This is a genomic window from Hungatella sp. L36, from assembly GCF_014288035.1.
This window is the reverse complement of record NZ_JACOPC010000019.1, coordinates 23,310-42,506: the sequence shown is the minus strand read 5'-3', so window position 1 is coordinate 42,506 and position 19,197 is coordinate 23,310. Positions and strand designations below refer to the sequence as shown.

The window sequence follows — 19,197 nt, the reverse complement described above, 5'->3', positions numbered from 1 at the left end:
AGTCCTCCTACAGCCTATCCAGGTTTTCCTGTAAATCGCCCTGCATCAAGTGCTGGGCAATGGCTTGGTTCAGTACCTTATGGGGGTGATAGGCTGCCTGCTCTACATCGTGGAGGCACTCCTCCATCAATGCCTCTGGCAAAATGCCCTCCCGCTTGCCATAAAGATGGCCGAAGGCATAGCACACAGACTTTAGAAAGTCAAAAATGTAGTCGTGATTTCCACGCATACTGGGCAAATCATTGAAAGAACCCATGCCACCATATGCCCGAAGATGGTGGGTAACCTCCCGCCGCTGGTTCCAGTCCAGAATGTCCCGCTCCAGCCAGTCGATCCAGTTTTGAAATTCTGAATGGTCTGTCAGAAGGATGGAGCGCAGACAGATCAGAGCCTCGGTATAAATATCTGTCTGTTTCATCAGAATCCTCCTGATTCTTTTAACGCTCCATCATAGGTGTGGCTTTCCCAGGCGGCCTCAAATTCCGCCTGCTCTATGACGCAGGCGTGGAACTCCTCACCCCAGACATGGGCGTTCAATTCCTCCACGGTGGGGATCGGCGTGATCTCGATGGCGCCGTCGTAAAGGTCAGGGATATTGCGGGTGCGGCCATCTGCAAAGATGTCAATGGAGTGGAGGGCCAGCCGCTCATTTTCTGTATCCACTTCATAGAGGATCACCGACGGTTCTCCCTCCGGTGCGTCCTCCCCAAAAAGCTTGATGTACTCCATCATTCCATTTCCCTCATTTGAACCAATGCCACCCCGTCATGGTGCCGGTTACCTCATCTATCTGTATTGCAATATCATAATTGCCGCGACAGCCCAGCAAGGCCGCAAGATGATCATTTTCCATAATCAAATCATAAAACTCAACCGCTATACCTTGGAATTCCTCTGGGATCTCCAGCACAGAAAAGAAATCCACTGACTGAGCATTTTGGAAAAATTCAATGGCCGTTTTACTGCATTTTACTACTATCCCTGTTTGAGTAGTTAACTCTCTCATGCTTCCGCTGCCTCGCTCATGTTCAGATACATCCGCATCGTTTTTTCATCGGCACAGGCCGCCCGGATCATTTTGGCCAGCATCATCAGGTCGTCGATGTATTGGGAATAGACGCAGAACACATCCTCGTCGGAGTCAAAGTGAAACAGATCCTCACCACTATTGCTTTCCTCAAACTCCCGGATCACGCCCCGGACCAGCCGTTCCCAGTCTCCGCTGCTGCCGGTCAGTCCCAGCCGGCAGAATTCTTCTGTCCGGAACCCGTCACTGATCTTCAGCAGAAGGGAGATGGCATAGGGGTGGTGGGGAATGAGAAAGAATGGCGCGATCTGCTCCGGCTTCACCCAGATTTTGAAGGGCGGGCGCGGATCAGGTATCCAGGGCAAGATTTCCCATTCGTCCTCCGGCCGGTTTCCGTATTGGCAAAGGTCTTTCATAGTGTTCTCCTCATTCGATGTCGCTTAGTTCTTCTTTCACATCCAGTGGAGCGCCGTCCAGAGATGTGATCTGTGCCAGTTCTGTTTCCGTCAGATTTTTCAGGAAAATGCAGTATTCGTCCGGGTGGCCTCCCACAAACTCCATTTTGGGCATCTCGATCTGCTGTGGGTCGGTGATCCACAGGCAAGGTTCTCCTGTTGCCCAAAACCGAGTCAGAGTAAGAATTTGGCCGTTGTAAATTACTTTCTGTTCCATCCTCATTTCTCCTGCATTTGCCTCAGCAGCTTCACGATCCGCTCCCGGTTCTTTGCGGTTTTCATAAAGGTGGGGAGATGGTCGGCCTGGGTCATTTTCGCTCTTCCCGGCGGCTTTTCCCGCAGTCCGGCGCTGAGATAGCCGATCAGATAGGCAAGATGTTCTCGGTTGAGTGCCCATACAGGTTTTCCCTGAAATGAAGTCAAAAACCATAGTTTCAACCCGAAATAAGGTTCTCGTCCATCTCTGATTTCGCCAATATATGAAAACGCCTCCGCTGTTTTATGAACTTCTCCCGACATGGTTGTTCCGCAATAGGGGCAGGTCACATGGAGGACGGGAAAATGCTGCTTTGCCGTATCTTCAATATCCACTCGGTAGTACCTGCCGCAGTTTTTGCACTGGTTATGGACATCATAACGGTAGATCGTCCGATCCTGCGTCATCCGGTGGCCGCAGCTCAGGCACCGGAAATAGGCGTTGTCATCATCCGCTGTCACCACACCTGCGCCATGGCACTTGGGGCATTTCACCTGAATGCCAGAGGTCAGGGCGTTGTATGCACTGTATGTAAAGTAGGGTTCATCAACAATTCGGCTCATGCGCCCACACTCCTTTCAGGAAATTGCTTTCACAGCCGAAACCGGAACGGTTTCAAATCTTTTGTTTTGATTGTCAGATCCGAAACGCTCTCTTGCAGGACATTTACCTGTTCCAAATACTCCGCAGGTGCGTGGATCTGCTCCAGATAGCCTGCATAGCGGATAATCTGATCCAGCGCCCGTTTCCTGTATTTTGCGATTTCCCCCAAATGGGAATAACTGCGGCCTGACACATAGCTTGGAACATTGATAGACCGAATTGTTTCTATATCAAGCGTCCCATGCTCCTCTTTCTCAGATTTAATGGTGGCCAGCATATCTTCCGCAGAAAAACGGATGCCGCGTTCGCAGAGAAACCGCAGTTCATCAAACAGGTGGTTCGCCACAAAATGTTCAGCCAAGGGCTCAAAAATTACATCATCCTGATACCAGCCTCCGTGGGCGCAGGAAATTAGTTCACGGTAACGCTTTTCTGTGATCCACTGGCGCAGTATCTCTTTGCTCCCGTGCATCCATGCGTCCAGCCGGGCCTTTGTTTCTTCGGGGCTATCATTGGCTGTCCCATAGCAGGGCAGACCATTGTCTTTCAGCCACTTGGTTACTTCTTTGCTGAATTTTGTGTAGCTCAATGTGACACCCCTTTCAAAAATCCCTCAACTGCTCAAACTTCTCCATCAGGGCATCCTTCTGGAGCGTGCCATCCGGCAGGGCGTCCAGGATGCCCCGCAGGGCCATATAGATTTCATCCCGCTCCTCGGTTTCGATAAAGCCCATCTTGTTGAAGGTCTGGGTGTAGGCGGCCACCGCATCCAGCGCCTGGGCCTGGGCGTCCTCGCCCGGTTCAGCGGCCAACTTCATCAGCTGGGAACGGGTCTTGCGGTATTGATTGGCTGCCTTTTTCGCAGCGGCGGCAGGAATATGCTCCGCACCGTCCCAGCCCCGGAAGGGATTGTCCAGATTTTGCGCCAGCCACTCCGGTTTCCGGGGTTTGGTGATCCGCAGATCCATTCCCGGCTTGCTTTTCCAGAGCTGCTTTGCCGCTTTTGCCGCCGTCTCCGGCAGGCTGGTCATCCAGAACCAGCGAAGCTCCGGCATCTGCTCCGGGGTGGGGATGTCATCCGCGCCGAAGCCAAACAGGTCGAAGGTGGAGAGGTTCGTCAGTTCCCGGAACCCTCGCACAGCGGAGAAGTTCTCCAGGTTTCCCTGCGCGCCCCAGAGCCGCAGTTCCTTTAAGTGGGGATGGACAGCAGCCAGTCCGCTCAGATCAAAGTCCTTCAGCTCGATGCCATGCAGCCCCCGTAGGTTCGGCAGTTCCGTGTGCGGGCGGTATTCCCCGATAAATTGGAGGGTCAAACCGCTGCCATCTTCGGGGGCATGGATGGCACAGGCGTCCGGCCCCTTGTTCTGGAACAGGAGCAGCTCCGTTCCCTCACACAGCCACAGTTCCTCCAGCCCGGTCATATCCAGCATCAGCTTTCTGATGCTGGTGCCTCGCAGATCAAGTGTCCTCTGACCGTGGTTCAGCAAAGTCACTTCATCAACAAAGGGGGATTCCCGCAAAAACTCCAGCAGATCCGGGTGCCACCGCTCGCAGATGAGTTCGGAGAGGCAGGGCAGAGCCTTTAGTTCCAGCGCCGAATCGAATGGTGCGTACTGGTCCATCACCCGATGGTTGTTGACCTTCAGCTGGATACCGCCGATCTCCGTTTGCTCGTCACTGTCCATGGCCTCCTTGAAGGCCCGCCGCCGTTCCTCCGGAATGGCCTGCCACCGGATCTGGAGATACACATCATAGCCGTCACTCCAGCCTCCGTAGGAGCGGCAGGGCTGGTCGGTGAAGGGCGGAAGTGTGCCCACCAGTTTATATTGGGGCGGGACCTCCAACGGCACCCGCAGCAGGTGGAGGTCGCGGGACCAGTACATGAAGTCCTTGTAGAGCGGGCGGAGATGGGGCAGTTCCTCCGCAGTTAGAGGGGCGTCGCCCACCCAATCCAGAGAGAGGATCACCGCCCAAGACTCTTTGCTCACCGTGTCTGGCGGCGCAATATAGGCCACCTGGCAGGCGGTGTAGCGTTTCAGATATTGGTTATAGACTGTATAGACCTCTCCGGCGGTGGCTTTCATGGCGCTCTCCTTTGTTCTGTCACATTTTTAATCCTGCTCTCGATAACTGGCTTCAATGTCGATGAAGCGCACATACACGGCGCAGACTTTGCCCTTTGCGTCATAGCCGAAGTAGACGGGATAGTAACCGTCACCCCAGCCAGAGGAGAAGATGGGCAGGTTGCAGTCCGTGTCCGGCACGGTCCAGTTGAGCCAGTCGCCGCAGTCCCCCTGATATTTAGGGTGGGCTTGGGCGTTTTCCTCCAGTAAGTCGCAGAACAGGTCGTTGTAGGGGTCGATGTCCGGGTCCTCCTCCAGCCGCTTGGCCCAGTATGTTTTGAAAGCCGCCTGGGTCTGGATGTCTGCAATACACCCCATTCCGGCATCTACGCCGAAACCGAAGTAGTCATCATCTCCCAGTGCCGCGTCCAGATTCTCGTTGCCCACCATGCCCAGCTCATGGCGGACAGGCTTTTCCCGGCTGACCTCCACCTTGACGCAGGCGTAGCGGTCGCCGTATTGTTCGCTGGGTACCACGCAGATTTTCACGGGATAAGTTCCGGCGGGGATCGTTTGAAGGAACGGCAGAGTGTCCTCCAGTTCCACCAGCGGATCACAGGCGAAGATCTGCCCGGTGGGGAAATGGACGACACCGATGTCCAGTACATCCACCGCCATGTTCCCAATCACTTTCTCTGTGAAATGGGCCTCCAAGTCATCTTTACAGGTCAATTTATCCTTGATTGCTTCGTATTTGTTCAACCATTCAGTTGTAGGCATATCAGTTTCCTCCTGTTGGTTCTGTTTTTTGATATACGCGCTCTTAGAGCCGTCCCAGTAGCAGTTCACACATCGGCCATTCTGGAAATGATGGTCACAATTCGGGTAGCCATAGAGAACATGGGCACATTCCGGGCACAGCCCCATCATCTGTGAGGAGCCTTTGAAAAACAGCCTTCCGCACTCATCACAAAGGGCCAGTTCTTTTTCTGCCATAGGGTTCACCAGTCCCGTTCCCGGATGGCCTCCTCGGTGTCAATAGGAATGCCAAACCACTCCAGAATGTAGGCCACGGTTGCCGCGATACATTCCCGTGCCACCGTTTCGATCTCGCTGTCGTGCTCGTCAAACTCCTCCTGGAGATCATTGATGCCGCAGACCGCCTCGTCCAGCGTTTCCTGCACCACTTCGGTGTCGGTTTCGCCACTCTCCAGCAGGGCGATGACCTTCTGAAGCTCGTCTTTTACCTTGTCCACCAGAAAAGTGGGATAGTAATAGTCCTGATACATCTCGTCCAGCAGCTTGTAATTGGGGTCAAATGCTTTCATAGGGATTGCTCCTTTCCTCGTGTATGTCAGTCACGCTCAGCTCTCATGTGTGATACAGAAAATCTCCTTGTTCAAATCAAAGTAGATTACCATCAGTTCGTCGGTAATCTCCGGGTTAAAGGACAGATCCAGAATGAAAACTTGCTGGTTCATCTCGCTATCCACCAGACTGCCGAACCGCTTGAGCTTCAAAAAGTCAACCATCTCAGCAAAGGACAGTTTGGCCGGGTCGGTTCCCGGAAAGAGTTCCGCCGCAATATCCGGGCCTACCTCGTCTCGGTGGAACTCCATGAAAAAGGTCACAACGCTATGGTAGCGGCTGTCCTCGTCCGCCAGCGCCGCTTTGATGGCGGCTTTGGCCTTTTCTGCCAGTTTTTCCGCCTCATCCAGCATTTCTCCCACCGTATCCATGGCAGCAGGATCGCCGGTCAGTTCTTCCTCTACATCGAAGAGAAAGGGTAGTCCCGATTCCTCGGGAAAGTTGAAGATTTCCTCGCCGGGTATATATGTAAAATCAATGCGTTTACAGTTCAGTTTCATAATGTTATCCTCCTTACCCCTCAATGTTGGCAGTTTTGAGGCCCTTTTTCAAGGAGCCGTAGACAGTCACCGCATGGTCGGTGAACATCTCATCGCAGTCAAACCAGGCTGTGAAGCTGCCGCCGGAGGTGACGGACAGGCTCGTCATGCTGATCCGTCGGGCAAGTTCTTCCTCTGTGATAGGGTCTGTTTTCGGATTGCGGGGATTTTCCTCATCTTGAGAAAGCCAGTTGTCGGCCAGCTCGGTCAGGTTCTTGGCTGCAAGCTCCCGCATGGCTTTGTCCCAGGTTTCACAGTCGGCCAGCAGCTTCTTGGCGGCACTGCGGGCGCGGGTCCAGGAGGGCTTGCTTTCAGCATTGACCTCCAGAGAAAGGAGCACATCCTTTCCGCACCACTGGATTTCTCCCTCGAAGGTATCATAGTCCTTGTCCAGCTTCAGTTCACCCAGCACCTGGTCCTGGATCACCACCGGCTTGTGGTACTCGTCCAGAACGGCTTGAAGTTCCGGACAGTCCTCGTGGGCCTTGACCACCTGGGAGATACACCAGGGCCATGCCACCAGATCTTTTGCCCATTCCTCTTTCATCTGGCGGATCTTCAGGCGGCAGATCTGCTCGTTTTGAAAGCGTTCCCAGCCCTTTTCGCTGTTACGCTCCTCATCGGTGACCGGCCACTCCAGCCGCTCCTCTTTGGTGCTGACCTTGCCGGTGTCACAAAATACCACGCCCAGCGTCACAACGGTCATTTCCCAAAAGTTGCCTTTCCAGTTAAATCCGCCTCCGATGCAGCGATTGATCAGAGCGACCACTTCCTGCTCCTCGGTCTCATACATCTCATAGAATTCTTCGAACATAGATCATTCTCCTCATTTCTCAAACTCGCCCTCGATCATCCCGTTCAGATACCGGCCGGGATCTGTGATGAAGTCATCCCATTTGGCCAGAGGGTGGAATTCCTCATGCTCTATGTCCAGATACCACAGCTTTTTGTCCCTGGGGCTCCACAGCAGCAGATAGTTGCTGTAGTTGTCCATCTGCACCATGAGGGAGAGCAGCTTCTTCCGTTTCCAGGTCATCTCCTGCACATCCATGAAGGAGTAGAGCTCCGCCCACTTCACCAGTTCCCGCTCTGGAAATTCCAGCCGCAAGGGGCCGGTCTTCAAGTATTCCACCAGCTTGGCAGGCAGCTTGTAGGGCATGAGCTGCCGGACTTTTTCCTGTTCGTTGTGCCATTCCTCCGGTTCCAGGGCTTTTAAGTAGTCGGCCAGCTCCTGATTTTTGTTCTGCACCGCCACGGTGTAAGGCCGGTCACCGTATTTGTCAGCAATGGTGATGTCGGCTCCTTGCTCAATGAGCCAGCGCACCATGGGGAGATTCTTATGCCGAGCCGCTTCGGTGACAGCGGTAGAGGCGTTCGGAAACACCATGTCCGGCTTGTGGTAATTGATGTCTGCCCCTTTTTCCAGAAGCAGCTGGGCAAGTTTGGTATTGCCCTCAGACACAGCGGCCCGGAATGCCTCGCCGCCAAACTTATCCACTGTGATCCCAGCCTGCTCCAGCACCGGGATATTCTCCGGGCGCTTGCCCCAGCGTACTTCCTGGAAGGCCCGCTCTTTCTGCTTCGGGCTGAGTTTTGCGGCCTGTCCAGCAAAGAGCGCCACCACCTCCGGCCCACAACAGCGGGCGGCAGTGAGCAGCAGGGGCTGTTCCTCTGCCAGACCGGGATCAGCTCCATGCTCCAGCAGGAAGTGGATCATGGGCACATCATTCCGAAAAACCGCGATCTCCAGCGGCATCAGCTTGATATATTCGCTGAGCTGGATGGGAACATCTAAATCCAGACCGCCTTGGAGCATTGCTTCCAGCTTGGGAGTATCATGGTCACAGATGGCGGCAGCCGTTTCCGGGAGGGTCTCCCAGCGGCCAATATATGCAATTTGGTACATAAGGCACCTACTTTCGTTGTTGTTTCACTTTATAGGGAACGGTTCGGCCCAGCACCCGGCCCTTGCCAACGGCATTGGCTCCCTCATAGATCAAAAATTCCGCATTGTTTTCCAGCGGGGCATAGTCAATGGTATCTGGATATAGGGGTTGGGCATTTCCCAAAGCTGGTGTATCAAATGTACACTCGGTTCCGTCCAGAAAGCATACACCCAAATATTCTGTAGTTCCTGTGACCAAAATGGGGACAATACTTTCCGCTGACCAGGCTGGGTGGTATTTTTCGTTTGCCGCTCCAGAAGATGACCTCCACATGGAGCACCGCCCGGTTTTCATCTGTCCCGATCACGCTGTCGCCCTCCTTTATCCCGTCATCTGGCTGCGGTATACTCAGGCCAGCTCTGCGTCCAGGATCTGGACTGGTTTTCCTTTCTCGTTCACATAGTAAAGGGCGATATAGTCGATGCCGTCCCGCTTGGCCTGCTCCCACGGCATCCGTTCACCGTTGATCAGTTCCACGGTATCCGCCTCATCCGGTTCAAAGTTCTCTTTTTCGTCCTCATAGTCCACGCTGTACCCCAGCTCCAGCACCAACTTGGAGGCGGGGATCTCATACCGCTTGAGGGGGCGGTGCTCCAGCTCGGATGGATCATGTTCATCGCAGAACATATTGTCGTAGCCATGCCGTCCACCGTCAAAGATGACGAACTCCTCGCCGCTCTCCGGGTCACGGGCTGTCACCAGTCCGGGGGCCTCGTCGCTATCTATGATATAGGATTGGGGTTCTCCTTTCACCGTGAGCAGATCTCCGTAATACCAAACCTCCAGCAGTTCATTGCCGGTGGTGGAACAAAGTATCACGGTGGGCAAACGCTTCTCCGCCCATTCTTTCACATGGCCGATGAGCCAGGTGGGATATTTCTCAGTCATCATAGTCTTTCTCCTCCTATTTCAATTTCAGCACAAATCCCCAGATACTCACCACAATCAAGAGGACACCCAGCAGAAAGAAAACCACACGCCGGTATCCTCTGCTGTGTCGATGGGCATCCCGCGTACCAGTGGGGTCGCAGAGCCAGTTCCAGTTGCGGATCGCTCCAAACAAAATCACGGCCCCGATGAGCACCGAGGCAATGTACCAATGCTCTTGTAAAAATGCTGTGATCTGTTCGCTGTTCATTTACAGATACCCCCCCTTTACATCATCGGGAGTTTCCTTTCGGATGATTTCCTCCCGCTCTTTTAAATCCAGCTCCAGAGCTTTTTCCTCCTCCAGATATTCCTCGCAGTCCCGAACCAGTTTTTGGGCGGCTGGGTCATCCGGGACCAGGGCCAGCCAGTGCTTGGCGTATTCATAGGCGGAGGCGGCGGAACGGTATGCCATCAGGCAGGAATAGCCCATCCGGGCGTTCCAGTAGGGATCGTTCTCACCCTGGGCGCGGACGGACTCCAGCAGCTCAATGGCGTGTCGGATGAGATCCCCGTCCACTTCACCGTCGGTCCCATGCTCTCCATGATCTCCCAGCACCGCCAGATTGCTGTAAGCCCGACTCAGCTTGACGGTCAGCAGATAGCCCCGCTCCTGTTCCGGGATGGCTTCGATGGCCCGGATACACCGGGAATACTCGTCCTTCTTATTCCATTGCTCAAGCTGCTCCAGCAGCTCTGCTTTTTCTGCCTGATTCATCATTTCACCGCCTTTTCCGTGTCATCCTTTGCCTTTTTTGAAGTGTCCGCTGCCTCGCCAGGTGTTGACCACACAGGTGAAGATCTGGCCGCAGTGCTTGCACCTAATCATGTGAGCCATAATTTCGTCTGCCCAGCCATCCTCTGTCTTTACCTTCTCCAGTGGGCAGGTGGATTCCTCTTGCATCAGTTCAAATTCCCCCTCCGACACCAACTGCTGAATGTAAGCAATACAGGCCAGATAGTCCTTTGGGGCGTCAAATTTTCTCCATGTTTGAATGTTTCGGCAGTGCTCGCACATACAGAGCCCTCCTTACGCAAATACTTGCTGGTATTTCTCTTTCAGTTCCTTGGGCGCTGTCTTGATGACCTTGCTGCCGCCGTTTTCAGAGGCTGTGCCCCAGATGGCCCAGAGCACATCACGCCACAGGTAGGCCAGCGCCCTTTTGTCATTGCCGGATTCTTCCGGCAGGTAATATTCCAGATGCCCTTTGATCTCCAGCAGAGCATCCAGGCTCTCCTCATTGGCGATCAGGGCGCGGAACTCCTTTGCGGGCTTCAGATTCTGCATGGACTGTACTCCGTGGACCAGCACCGGCAGGGACTGGGCAGTGAACCCGTACTGCTTGAACAGAATATGCAGGAACTTCTCCTGCAAAGAGGAGTGCTCGTCATCACATCGATCCAGGTAATCGCACACCAGCCGCCACCACTTCGGCCCTTCCAGTCCCAGGGCGAACACGGCAAAGGTGCCAGGCATGGCGCAGGCTTCATCCGCAAGGTTTTGATACCACTCAAACTCCCGCATAGCCAAACGAGCGTATCGCTCCATAGCCGGATGAAGATCAGGGTGCTGCACAGCACAGGCAAAGAGCTGATTGACGCCCTTTTGGGGCAAGCCGGGAATGGGCAGATAGAGTTTTTCCTTCCCACGGAACTCCACCGAGTAACTGCGGGGAAATTCCTCCTGCTCCAGCACCGCACACAGGTAGTCCAGGATTTCAGCATAGCACTCCTCCGTGGAGTCCCTGGCGGTGATGCGGATAGTGGCAAACGCATCATTGGCCGATGCGTTGAAATGCTCCGTCTTACGCTGCTGGATGTCCTTTGGTAATTTGCCGCTGCCGGCTGTTTTCAGCTGCTTCACCATATCTGGGCGAAGCTGGGAGACCAGGCCGAGGATGTGCTCGGTGGTGAGGGATTCAAAACTCTGCCCGTACACCGTATGGCAGACCGCCACATAGCAGGCAAAGCGCAGCAGGCCTTCATCCACATCCTCCGGCCGCAGCTCCGGCCACACAGTACAAGGCGGGTAAGGCGTAAAATCATCCTCTTTTTCTCCAGCCTCAAAATACCTTTCCTGCACCTGCTTTTCTATGTATTTCTCCAATGTATAGCGGATCTCCTGCCAGCCCACCAGCCGCCGCATGGCGTCGCAGAGAGAGGCAGCATCCTCACAGGGAAATCCTTTCAGCGGCAGCCCGGTCAGATACCGCTCCAGCAGCTGATCCGGGAGAAAGGGTGTTCCGTTATGATTTCGCACCACAGTCGGGTAGGCGGAGTGATTTTCACGAGCGGTTCCGTTCAGCACATCCTGAATGCAGAGATCCGCCTCCGCCAGCACCTCCAGGGAAGTGTCCGGCTTGTGGATCAGATAGTAGCGGTCATGTACGCCATCACGCTTTGGCAAACTCATGGCAAGGTCTCCTCTCAGGTTTGCTGATGCTGCATGGATACGATTTGGCAGTCTGGACAGAATTCCACATAGAGCGTGCCCTCCGCACAGTCAAACACCGTATCCCACTGAATCTGGGCCAGATATTTCATAGGTTTCCCACAGTGGGGGCAGGTCGTATATTCCGCGTCCTGTACCCAGTTGGCAAAGCCACCCACCGTGTTCACATCCTGGCGGGCCGCACCGTAAAACAGGGGCACGGGCGCTTCGCCCAGCACAAAGGGATTTTCCGTGAGGGCCTTGTAGTCCTCGGGACTGACATAGCAATCCGTTTTCTCCGCCCCGTCAAAGAGCTCGGAGGGAAAGACTTCCACGCCGCCATCCAGGGTAAAACTGTTAAAGGCTGGACCTTTCAAGAATCCCACACAGTTGGGGCAGCAGGTGGCAGTCAGAATACCATCCAGCCCCAGGAACCGGAGCCGCTCATCCCGGCCATCCAGCACCAAAATATCCACCATCCGCCCGCCGCAGTGGGGACAGGTGTCCTCCCGTGCCCGGCCAATGCGGACGGGAGATTTCTCGCTGGTGGTTCCTTTGACCATAGGATAGCAGGTATCGAAGTTGAGCTGGATTTTCTGGCCCTCCTTGTCGAAGGTCCAGCCTCCGATCTGCGCATAGCTGGATGGGTCTACATAGAGGCCCTTGCGCCAGGGCCGGGGATTTCGCTCCAGCTCCAGCAGAGTCTCCATTGCCTTGTCATCTCCTTGCATAGCAAGGCAACTCATCAGGTTGGAGGCCGCGCTGGAATATTCTGCGGACAACAGCGCATGGATCAGACCATCCCGCACATCGGCGGGAGCATGATAATAGATCTCACAGGGCCAGAACACCTCTGCGGCCAGTGCCACTCGCTGAATCTCCGGGGTGATGGCATCATGGTAGCTAAGCAGCTGCCAAAAGTCGGCGAACTCTGGGTCCTTCATATCAGCCAGCCTCTGGATGTTCTGTATCAAGTTTCTTTGTTTTTCGACAATTTGTTCCGGCATCCAGGCCAGAGCAGCTTGCCGTTCTTGCTCGCACTTACATTTCCAACACAATCCCTCATAACCCAATGGGGTTCCACAGCTGGGGCAGGTATATTTCAGACTCATGTTCTCATACTCCTTTCAGGCAATAAAAAAGCCCCACGCCGCACTGTCATAAAGACAGGCTGACGCAGGGCATGAAGAAGCCGCGTTGAAGGAGCCGCATCCACCAGCAGATGTAGTTTCTTCAACAACCAAAATATTTTTTTCGTATCTTAAAGCAGCAAATTGCTGTCCAATATATTTGTTCATAGCGGCACCATTTGTTCTGAGCGTAGTTTTATATCTTATTATATCACAGCACCCCTTCAATGAAAATATTTTGTTGGAAATGCTAATGAAAAATTTTTGTGAATTTGTTAAGGCGCAGGGGCTGTTATCTCCATAGTGTCTGGATGGATCAGAGTGATTACTTTTCCCTGATGCAAGGCATAGTTGACTGTCTGTGCTGTACCTGAGCGCAGCTTTTTCTGATTATCAAACACACCGATGATGTACTCTGCATGATCGACCATATAGTAATTCCTTTTTTTATAACCGGAAACATCCGCAGAATGTGAAATAACAATAGAATCGTTTGCGTTTTGGATCAGCTTTTTCAATCTATGTCTACTCTGATCCGGCCATTTAGAGTCATAGCCGATGAAGGGAATTACAACGATAATTTTAATATCCTCGTATCCCGTTTGTGCTCTCAATGTCAGCAGCTGTTCTCCAGCCCACATATCCACACCAAGAGCACCGCCGACAAAAAAAGTACGGACAAATTTCTCGTCATGAAGTATCCGAAACTGCTCCAGGAGACATTCTTTTAATTTTTGGCATAGGGGATCTTCCTCATTATATCAAAAGCAAAATCTTGTTGGTCGGTGGCCGGTAATGGCGCAGGCATACTGATTCATATAAATCACCCTTGATAACTGCCTTGATTACGCATATAAAGCAAAAATAACGCAAATAATAATGCGTATAAAGGTTGTATTATAAAATTATAACACAATACATACGAAGTATCAAGAATTGCTTTCTGCTATGCTAAAAGTGCAGAGAGGTGAGCGTATGGACGAAGAATTTATCCGCAATCGGATCACAGAATTGCGATTGAAAAAAGGTGTTTCAGAATATCAGATGAGCATGGAGTTAGGGCAGAACAGAAGCTATATTCAGGCGATTTCCTCTGGGCGTTCTATGCCGTCTATGAAGCAGTTCCTCAACATCTGTGAGTATTTTGAAATCACACCGCTTCAATTTTTTGATGCACAGGAAAATAACCCTCAGCTTATCAAGAAGGCTTTGGACGGAATGAGAAAGATGTCAGATGACGATTTGATTATGCTGATTGGTTTTATAAGTCGCTTAAACACAGAAAACTAACGATAGGAGGCAGTAAGCGTCCCGTCGTTAGTTTTTCATTTTATGCGCAGCATATTGTGGCAAGCAATGCTTGTGGCTATCCATTTCGCCACAAGCTGCTTGTTGAGGGCAGCGCCCCCAAGCCCCTTTGAACACAGAATTTCATTCTGTGGCTGCGCGTTCTGCGAACGCTTTTGACCAGGACCAGCTTACCGCTGGCCGTGGTCTTTTTCTTTTTCAACATCCTGTTCTACCTCCATTTTCAGCACTCGGTCTACATTAGCCTTTGCCGTTAAAAGCTCCCGCATTTCTTCACGGGAACGCCGGTACTCGGCATAGGTCTTTTTCTTTTCTTCCAGCAATTTCGCGTACTCCGTCTGCAACTCTTTGACCTTGGGCAGCTTCTTGACGCCCATCTCATCAAAGGCATTCTTAGCAGCCTGGTGGAGCAGAATTTCTTCCTCATGTTCCTCCCGGAATTTCTTAGAGTAGCCGGCCTTGCGGTAGTCCACATAGACCTCACGGGTCTTGGCATAATTTACGATGTGAGTACGCAAAACAGCGATCTCTGCCATACGCTTTTCAGCCTCCTTAATTTGCGCCGAAAGCTCATTGTGATGTGCCGTGGCGGCCGCAGCCTTTTCTTCCAAAACCGCATACTCCAGCAGGTTATGCTCTGATAGGTAGTTCATGGTCTGCGCCATTTGCTTCAGATTGAAAACTTTAGCCCATCGCGCATAGCCAGCACCTTTTCCTGCCTGCAATTTTGCCTGAATGTCCACCAGCAGATTGACCTTCTGCGTCTCTGCCTGTGTAACTATTTTCTTTCGTGGGGTATGCGTTTTCTTCCCGGAGAGAACCGCCTGCAAATCATCTAATCCATATCCTTCGCCCAGGCTGTCCATTCGGGCGGCTTTCTCCCAGCCGGGGAGTTTCAAACGATACGATTTTCCGCGCTTTGATACTTCACAGCCGGACTCTTGCAGCAGCTTCAGCAGTTCCTCAAAATTAGCAGGACTTTGTGATAATGCGTTGTCAATCGCTACACGCAGCAGCTCTCGGTGAGAGGGCTTTGCCTGATCGCCCAGCCACTTGTTATAGCTCTTTCCGTGAGGTTTCGGATTCTCCACAATGGACAGTCCGTTTTCGACGCAGATGGTGTCACTTAACTGTCGGACTGCCTTGGTGCTGCCCCAAAAGTTTCGGAATTTCCGGTCATATTCTAAGCTGACCGATGACCAGATAATGTGATTGTGAATGTGCGACTTGTCTATGTGGGTGCAGACCACAAAGGCATGATTGCCCTTGGTGAATCGCTTGGCAAATTCCACACCCAGCCGGTTCGCTTCTTCCGGAGTGATCTCACCGGGGCGGAACGACTGGCGCACATGATAGGCAATCACATCATCCGCACCTCGCACTCGTCCGGTAGCGGCAATGTACTGCCGCTTTGCCAGAAGGAACTCCGCATCCACAGTCCGGCTGTCACACGCATAGCCGGTAATGAGTCTGCCGTCATCTGTTTTCTTTGGGTTGGCCACATAGTCGATGATGTCACTGATCGCCCGACTTTCTGTGCGGCCCTTGCCGACATGAAGCGGCATGATTCTTGTGGTTGCCATAGGTCAGACCTCCTTCCCGAAAAGAAAACGGCCTGCCATAGCAGACCGCTTTCACTATTCTATAAAACTTTCTTCATCGAAAAAATTGAACTCATCATCTTCTAAGTGTCTTGGTGGAAATCTCATTTCATATTGCTCTTGCGCCAATGCACGGACATCAGGCCGCCTATCCTTTAGTCGATTTTTCAGCCAGGACAACTGCTCTTTCGATAGCCTCCATGGAAGATTCAAAAGACGATTCAGTGTCATCAGTTCAGCCTGCGTTTCTGCTGGTAGCGAAGCACAGGATTTACAAATGTGGGATGCATGACCTTTGCCTGAAAATTTTTCGTTGGCTTTGTATTCACCACAAACTTTACAATAGTGTCCATGCTTTTTCATAAGCTGATGCCCTTCTCGCAAAGAACATATAACCTGCGAATTACTTTCATAATCACATCCCATTCCAAATCAGAAGCATAAGAAAACTTTTTACGGTATGCCTCCCAAAGTTTTTGCATAACCGAATCATTTTCCACTTCGTCAAAAACTTCTTCAGCCTGGTTAAGATACTTCTCCGATCCCCGTTTATGAGCAGTTGCCAGAAGCGCATCATGTAAAATTTTCGGGTTCAGCGTGGTTCCATGCAGCTGTTCTAAAATGTAAATATCGTAGAAATCTCTCATGCGGGTATTGGTTGTGGTTCTGGTAATAATGGTTTCCAGTTTTTCTGCCAGCACAGTTTCTAAATTATAAGCCCAAATATCAATGGAGCGATCTTCCAGCATAAGTTTGAATGAATACCGAACCTCTCTTGGAGTGATTGCATCTCCCGTAGAAATATCAATTTTCAAAGGGGTCACTACACCATCGAATGTTGTACTCATGCTGACACGAATCCCCGGATACTCTGCTTCATCCATAATCTCCGAAATACTTTTCAGCTGAAATTTAACACCATCATCAATCGGAACAGTTACGATTGATGAAATTAGATTCTCAATATCCTCCACATTAACATTAGCTCCTTTTATGGTTGCATCCAAATCCATCGTAGAGCGGGCATCCAATCCAACCATAGCCGCTACCAACATACCACCCTTCAAGATAAACTTATCACGATACTCAGAAAGAGAAATACGCTCCAAAAAACGCTCCATCATGTAGTTCCTCATTAAAATCTGAGCATCTGCGGATTTTTCTCTGGAAAGGTTTCGTATTAAATCTTTAAGCTGCCTTGCTGTTTTTATCATAAAAGTACCTCCAAATACTGTCGTAAAATTTTTTCCACCTTGAACATCCCAGCATATTGCATTAAAGCTCGCAGGTTCTTATCTTTTCTACGGGCATACGCTTTCAGTGCTCCCTGAAAGGTCTGAATTTCAATTCTGCTACGGCTTCTGAGCAAATCACAGATCGTTCGCTCCATATCATAAACCGGCACAGTATGCCCGAACGGAGTTTTCGCTGTTGTAAGTCCTACATCATGTAAGTCTGCTTTAATCGTAAAAACTTGAATGCCTTCTGCTTTCATTTTGCTTGGATTGCATCCAGTTTTGACCGTAACTGTATATTCTATTGGTTCACGGTCTGTCAGATCGTGAAAAAATAAAGCTGTTTCATGTGAAAATACTGCTTGTTCAAATCGCAAATGAAGCAGATACATGGCATCCACCCAGGAATCTTTGGACAGATAAATCCCATGTGCAACTCTATCCAAATCTCGTGAACGCACATAATCATAAAATACCGGCTTTGAAATTCCAGAGGATACGACCTGTGATGTTCGCAGCATTCCTTCTTGTGCTGTTAGCATCTGATCCAGCTGTTCAAATTGTCCCATCATGTCACTTCCTTTCGTACTAATATTATATTCAATATTAGTTCAAAAGTAAAGTTGTGGATATATAGTTTCTCTTTCCAAATTTAACAGACGGTGTTTGGCATTTTGTGGCTTTGCGTATTTTTTATCCATAAACCCAATCCTGAATGGCAAATTTCAAACTCTGCACCTTACCCATCAGCCAGATTGCAGCCAACGGCAGCCCCATAGGGCTAATCAAAAATGCCATAACCAGCAAAATCACACCATTCTGCGGGGAATAGGTAATAAGCACAGCCACGCCAAGCAGAGCAATTACAGTGCTGAGCAGACCAAGCACCAGACCGGATATGTAGATCAGCCCCGTGCAGAGCCAGACAAAAAGCGTCAGCACCAAAATGACCGGTGCAGTTATAATCATCAAAAGCCCTTTCAAAATCTTCATGTCATTTCCTCCTTGCAGCGTTCTTGGTATCTTTTCTAATCATATTATCCGGCATGGGCAGGCAAAAGACAAGGATACCGATAAAAAGAAAAAGCGGAGAGAGGAGCAGCGAAGTAATGCCGTTCCTCCCTCCGCAAATGGAGTATCTATCCCTGTTATAAAAGTTTGGAAAGCTGAGTAAGGATTTCCTCTACGCCCTCCCATAACTGTTCCTGCCGCTGGGATATATCCTCCAAGTCAGCATCATAAACCCGCCCAGTCTCATGCACTTTACGGGTCAGCTGGTTTAAGTTGTTGCTGCTTCGGCGCATCAGGGAAACAAGCTCCTTCAGCTCCGGCAGCTCCAGCTTGACTACATACCCATCCAGCGCCATTTTTCTTAGATAGGCTTCACGGTTGGAGGTTCCAAACTGAGACATTTTTTGCTCAATCACAGCAAGCTCCTCCGCTGAAACTCTAAAGTTTAATTGCATATCCCGCTTACGCTTTGCCATAGTTATCGCTCCGGCTCCCGTTTCTTCGGGGCGGCAGGCTTATGGGCAGGCAGCTCCTGTTTGAGCTTATCCCGTACTGAGGGGCGGGACGGTTGCAGTTTTTCTCCCTGAGTACGGCTACGCTGCTGTTCTTCTCGCACCAGATCAATAAAGCCATCCAGCACAGCAGGGTGGCTGTTCAGGACATAACCACAACGGACGGTTTCGGGGTTCTCGTTGGGAATGGTCTTAGCCCATTCCTTATTGCGTCGGGAGTAGCGCCCATCCCAGTCCTGAAGCTGAACGGTGTTAGCCAGAACCATAGCCACACGCTCCATGCCATAGGTCTCGATCACACCCTTTGCCGCATCGTGACTGAGATACATTCCGTCGAAGTGTTCCCGCACCGCCGCTTCAATGGACTCCTTGCATTGGAGATTTGCATTGTTGGAAGCCCGGTACTGCTCCAGCTCCCCATGTTCTCTCGCATAGGCGGCAGAGTGGGGATAGACCGGTGTTGTTCGCAGTTCCTCTTTAGCTCTGCACACATCGTCGGCACGGTTCTCAATACTGTCCCGGATCACATCCATGTAGCCGGTCTCCAGCTTTTCAAAATAGCGGTACACATCCGCCAATGGAGAGGGAGATTCCAAAAGTGCCTTGGCCTGGGCGTCGGTCAGCTCCAGCTCCTCCATCGCCATCACAATATCCTCACGGACAGTATATTCATAGGTGTGGTGCAGGATTTCTTCCGGGGGCTGGCTTTTCAGCCAGTCCCGGAACTTATCCTGTTCGGCAGCCATCTTTTCATAAAGGGCTGTATTCAGATCGTTAGTATTCAT

Annotated in this window: 29 protein-coding genes and 1 pseudogene; 1 reads left to right on the top strand and 29 read right to left on the bottom strand. The window is 51.4% G+C overall.

Translation table 11 applies throughout. The features are described 5' to 3' along the window. Positions 1-7 precede the first annotated feature (7 nt). The 22 genes and pseudogenes from H8S80_RS29230 to H8S80_RS29125 all read right to left on the bottom strand — a co-directional run. Positions 8-418, bottom strand: coding sequence for a DUF6966 domain-containing protein (locus H8S80_RS29230; RefSeq protein ID WP_117440296.1), 411 nt, complete (start codon positions 416-418; stop codon positions 8-10). Further along, positions 418-732 carry a DUF6881 domain-containing protein gene (locus H8S80_RS29225; RefSeq protein WP_117440295.1) on the bottom strand — a complete coding sequence of 105 codons (315 nt, stop codon included), beginning with the start codon at positions 730-732 and terminating at the stop codon, positions 418-420. The genes H8S80_RS29230 and H8S80_RS29225 overlap by 1 nt, the downstream gene beginning before the upstream one ends. A gap of 10 nt (positions 733-742) precedes the next feature. Then, positions 743-1,006, bottom strand: coding sequence for a hypothetical protein (locus H8S80_RS29220; RefSeq protein WP_006059604.1), 264 nt, complete (start codon positions 1,004-1,006; stop codon positions 743-745). Beyond that, complete coding sequence (locus H8S80_RS29215; RefSeq protein ID WP_020225636.1) at positions 1,003-1,443, bottom strand: immunity 51 family protein; 441 nt, start codon at positions 1,441-1,443, stop codon at positions 1,003-1,005. The genes H8S80_RS29220 and H8S80_RS29215 overlap by 4 nt, the downstream gene beginning before the upstream one ends. A 10-nt stretch (positions 1,444-1,453) precedes the next feature. Next, complete coding sequence (locus tag H8S80_RS29210; RefSeq protein ID WP_020225637.1) at positions 1,454-1,699, bottom strand: hypothetical protein; 246 nt, start codon at positions 1,697-1,699, stop codon at positions 1,454-1,456. Positions 1,700-1,701: 2 nt separating this feature from the next. Continuing rightward, positions 1,702-2,301, bottom strand: coding sequence for a hypothetical protein (locus H8S80_RS29205; protein WP_117440294.1), 600 nt, complete (start codon positions 2,299-2,301; stop codon positions 1,702-1,704). 29 nt (positions 2,302-2,330) lie between these two features. Continuing rightward, on the bottom strand, positions 2,331-2,930 hold the full coding sequence (locus tag H8S80_RS29200; protein WP_117440293.1) for a hypothetical protein: 600 nt from the start codon (positions 2,928-2,930) through the stop codon (positions 2,331-2,333). A gap of 13 nt (positions 2,931-2,943) precedes the next feature. Further along, positions 2,944-4,224 (bottom strand): hypothetical protein, encoded by a 1,281-nt coding sequence (locus tag H8S80_RS29195; RefSeq protein ID WP_243007984.1) that lies wholly within the window; start codon positions 4,222-4,224, stop codon positions 2,944-2,946. Between the two features lie 228 nt (positions 4,225-4,452). Next, positions 4,453-5,400, bottom strand: a complete 948-nt coding sequence (locus tag H8S80_RS29190; RefSeq protein WP_117440291.1) for a DUF4241 domain-containing protein — start codon at positions 5,398-5,400, stop codon at positions 4,453-4,455. Positions 5,401-5,405: 5 nt separating this feature from the next. Next, positions 5,406-5,732 carry a DUF5713 family protein gene (locus tag H8S80_RS29185; RefSeq protein ID WP_117440290.1) on the bottom strand — a complete coding sequence of 109 codons (327 nt, stop codon included), beginning with the start codon at positions 5,730-5,732 and terminating at the stop codon, positions 5,406-5,408. Positions 5,733-5,768: 36 nt separating this feature from the next. After that, positions 5,769-6,272 carry a DUF2004 domain-containing protein gene (locus H8S80_RS29180; RefSeq protein WP_117440289.1) on the bottom strand — a complete coding sequence of 168 codons (504 nt, stop codon included), beginning with the start codon at positions 6,270-6,272 and terminating at the stop codon, positions 5,769-5,771. A gap of 13 nt (positions 6,273-6,285) precedes the next feature. Next, a complete protein-coding gene (locus H8S80_RS29175; RefSeq protein ID WP_024739409.1) occupies positions 6,286-7,125 on the bottom strand; it encodes a DUF2262 domain-containing protein in 840 nt (279 codons plus the stop codon). A gap of 12 nt (positions 7,126-7,137) precedes the next feature. Then, on the bottom strand, positions 7,138-8,217 hold the full coding sequence (locus H8S80_RS29170; protein ID WP_117440288.1) for an ankyrin repeat domain-containing protein: 1,080 nt from the start codon (positions 8,215-8,217) through the stop codon (positions 7,138-7,140). Positions 8,218-8,390: 173 nt separating this feature from the next. Continuing rightward, positions 8,391-8,564, bottom strand: coding sequence for a hypothetical protein (locus H8S80_RS34470; RefSeq protein WP_243272862.1), 174 nt, complete (start codon positions 8,562-8,564; stop codon positions 8,391-8,393). Positions 8,565-8,605: 41 nt separating this feature from the next. Continuing rightward, complete coding sequence (locus tag H8S80_RS29160; protein ID WP_050005812.1) at positions 8,606-9,148, bottom strand: hypothetical protein; 543 nt, start codon at positions 9,146-9,148, stop codon at positions 8,606-8,608. Positions 9,149-9,161: 13 nt separating this feature from the next. Further along, a complete protein-coding gene (locus H8S80_RS29155; protein WP_006773021.1) occupies positions 9,162-9,395 on the bottom strand; it encodes an immunity 17 family protein in 234 nt (77 codons plus the stop codon). Then, a complete protein-coding gene (locus H8S80_RS29150; protein ID WP_243007986.1) occupies positions 9,396-9,905 on the bottom strand; it encodes a hypothetical protein in 510 nt (169 codons plus the stop codon). Between the two features lie 18 nt (positions 9,906-9,923). After that, on the bottom strand, positions 9,924-10,202 hold the full coding sequence (locus H8S80_RS29145) for a hypothetical protein (protein WP_009298997.1): 279 nt from the start codon (positions 10,200-10,202) through the stop codon (positions 9,924-9,926). Between the two features lie 12 nt (positions 10,203-10,214). Beyond that, positions 10,215-11,597: a DUF6138 family protein gene (locus H8S80_RS29140; RefSeq protein ID WP_117440286.1), complete on the bottom strand. Its 1,383-nt coding sequence runs from the start codon at positions 11,595-11,597 to the stop codon at positions 10,215-10,217. A gap of 14 nt (positions 11,598-11,611) precedes the next feature. Then, positions 11,612-12,559 carry a hypothetical protein gene (locus H8S80_RS29135; RefSeq protein ID WP_434062754.1) on the bottom strand — a complete coding sequence of 316 codons (948 nt, stop codon included), beginning with the start codon at positions 12,557-12,559 and terminating at the stop codon, positions 11,612-11,614. Positions 12,560-12,742: 183 nt separating this feature from the next. Continuing rightward, a complete protein-coding gene (locus tag H8S80_RS29130) occupies positions 12,743-12,913 on the bottom strand; it encodes a hypothetical protein (protein ID WP_008723379.1) in 171 nt (56 codons plus the stop codon). Positions 12,914-13,020: 107 nt separating this feature from the next. Next, positions 13,021-13,494: pseudogene (locus tag H8S80_RS29125) on the bottom strand (SLOG family protein); the annotation flags it as partial. 226 nt (positions 13,495-13,720) lie between these two features. Here H8S80_RS29125 and H8S80_RS29120 point away from each other — a divergent pair. Then, positions 13,721-14,035, top strand: coding sequence for a helix-turn-helix domain-containing protein (locus H8S80_RS29120; protein WP_002576937.1), 315 nt, complete (start codon positions 13,721-13,723; stop codon positions 14,033-14,035). A 188-nt stretch (positions 14,036-14,223) separates the two neighbouring features. Here H8S80_RS29120 and H8S80_RS29115 read toward each other — a convergent pair whose 3' ends face one another. From H8S80_RS29115 to H8S80_RS29085, 7 genes are all read right to left on the bottom strand, one after another. After that, entirely contained in the window at positions 14,224-15,636 is a 1,413-nt protein-coding gene (locus H8S80_RS29115; RefSeq protein WP_006059595.1) for a relaxase/mobilization nuclease domain-containing protein, read from the bottom strand. Between the two features lie 54 nt (positions 15,637-15,690). Next, the gene (locus H8S80_RS29110) at positions 15,691-16,017 is read right to left on the bottom strand and encodes a hypothetical protein (RefSeq protein WP_006059593.1); all 327 of its coding nucleotides are present in this window, start codon (positions 16,015-16,017) and stop codon (positions 15,691-15,693) included. Continuing rightward, positions 16,014-16,868: a nucleotidyl transferase AbiEii/AbiGii toxin family protein gene (locus tag H8S80_RS29105; protein WP_006059592.1), complete on the bottom strand. Its 855-nt coding sequence runs from the start codon at positions 16,866-16,868 to the stop codon at positions 16,014-16,016. The genes H8S80_RS29110 and H8S80_RS29105 overlap by 4 nt, the downstream gene beginning before the upstream one ends. Further along, the gene (locus H8S80_RS29100; protein ID WP_002595843.1) at positions 16,865-17,461 is read right to left on the bottom strand and encodes a type IV toxin-antitoxin system AbiEi family antitoxin domain-containing protein; all 597 of its coding nucleotides are present in this window, start codon (positions 17,459-17,461) and stop codon (positions 16,865-16,867) included. Before H8S80_RS29100 ends, H8S80_RS29105 begins: the two co-directional genes overlap by 4 nt. Before the next feature lie 121 nt (positions 17,462-17,582). Continuing rightward, the gene (locus H8S80_RS29095) at positions 17,583-17,882 is read right to left on the bottom strand and encodes a CD1845 family protein (protein WP_008816745.1); all 300 of its coding nucleotides are present in this window, start codon (positions 17,880-17,882) and stop codon (positions 17,583-17,585) included. Positions 17,883-18,037: 155 nt separating this feature from the next. Then, entirely contained in the window at positions 18,038-18,376 is a 339-nt protein-coding gene (locus tag H8S80_RS29090) for a plasmid mobilization protein (RefSeq protein WP_006773030.1), read from the bottom strand. Positions 18,377-18,378: 2 nt separating this feature from the next. Beyond that, entirely contained in the window at positions 18,379-19,197 is an 819-nt protein-coding gene (locus tag H8S80_RS29085) for a DUF3848 domain-containing protein (RefSeq protein WP_117440284.1), read from the bottom strand.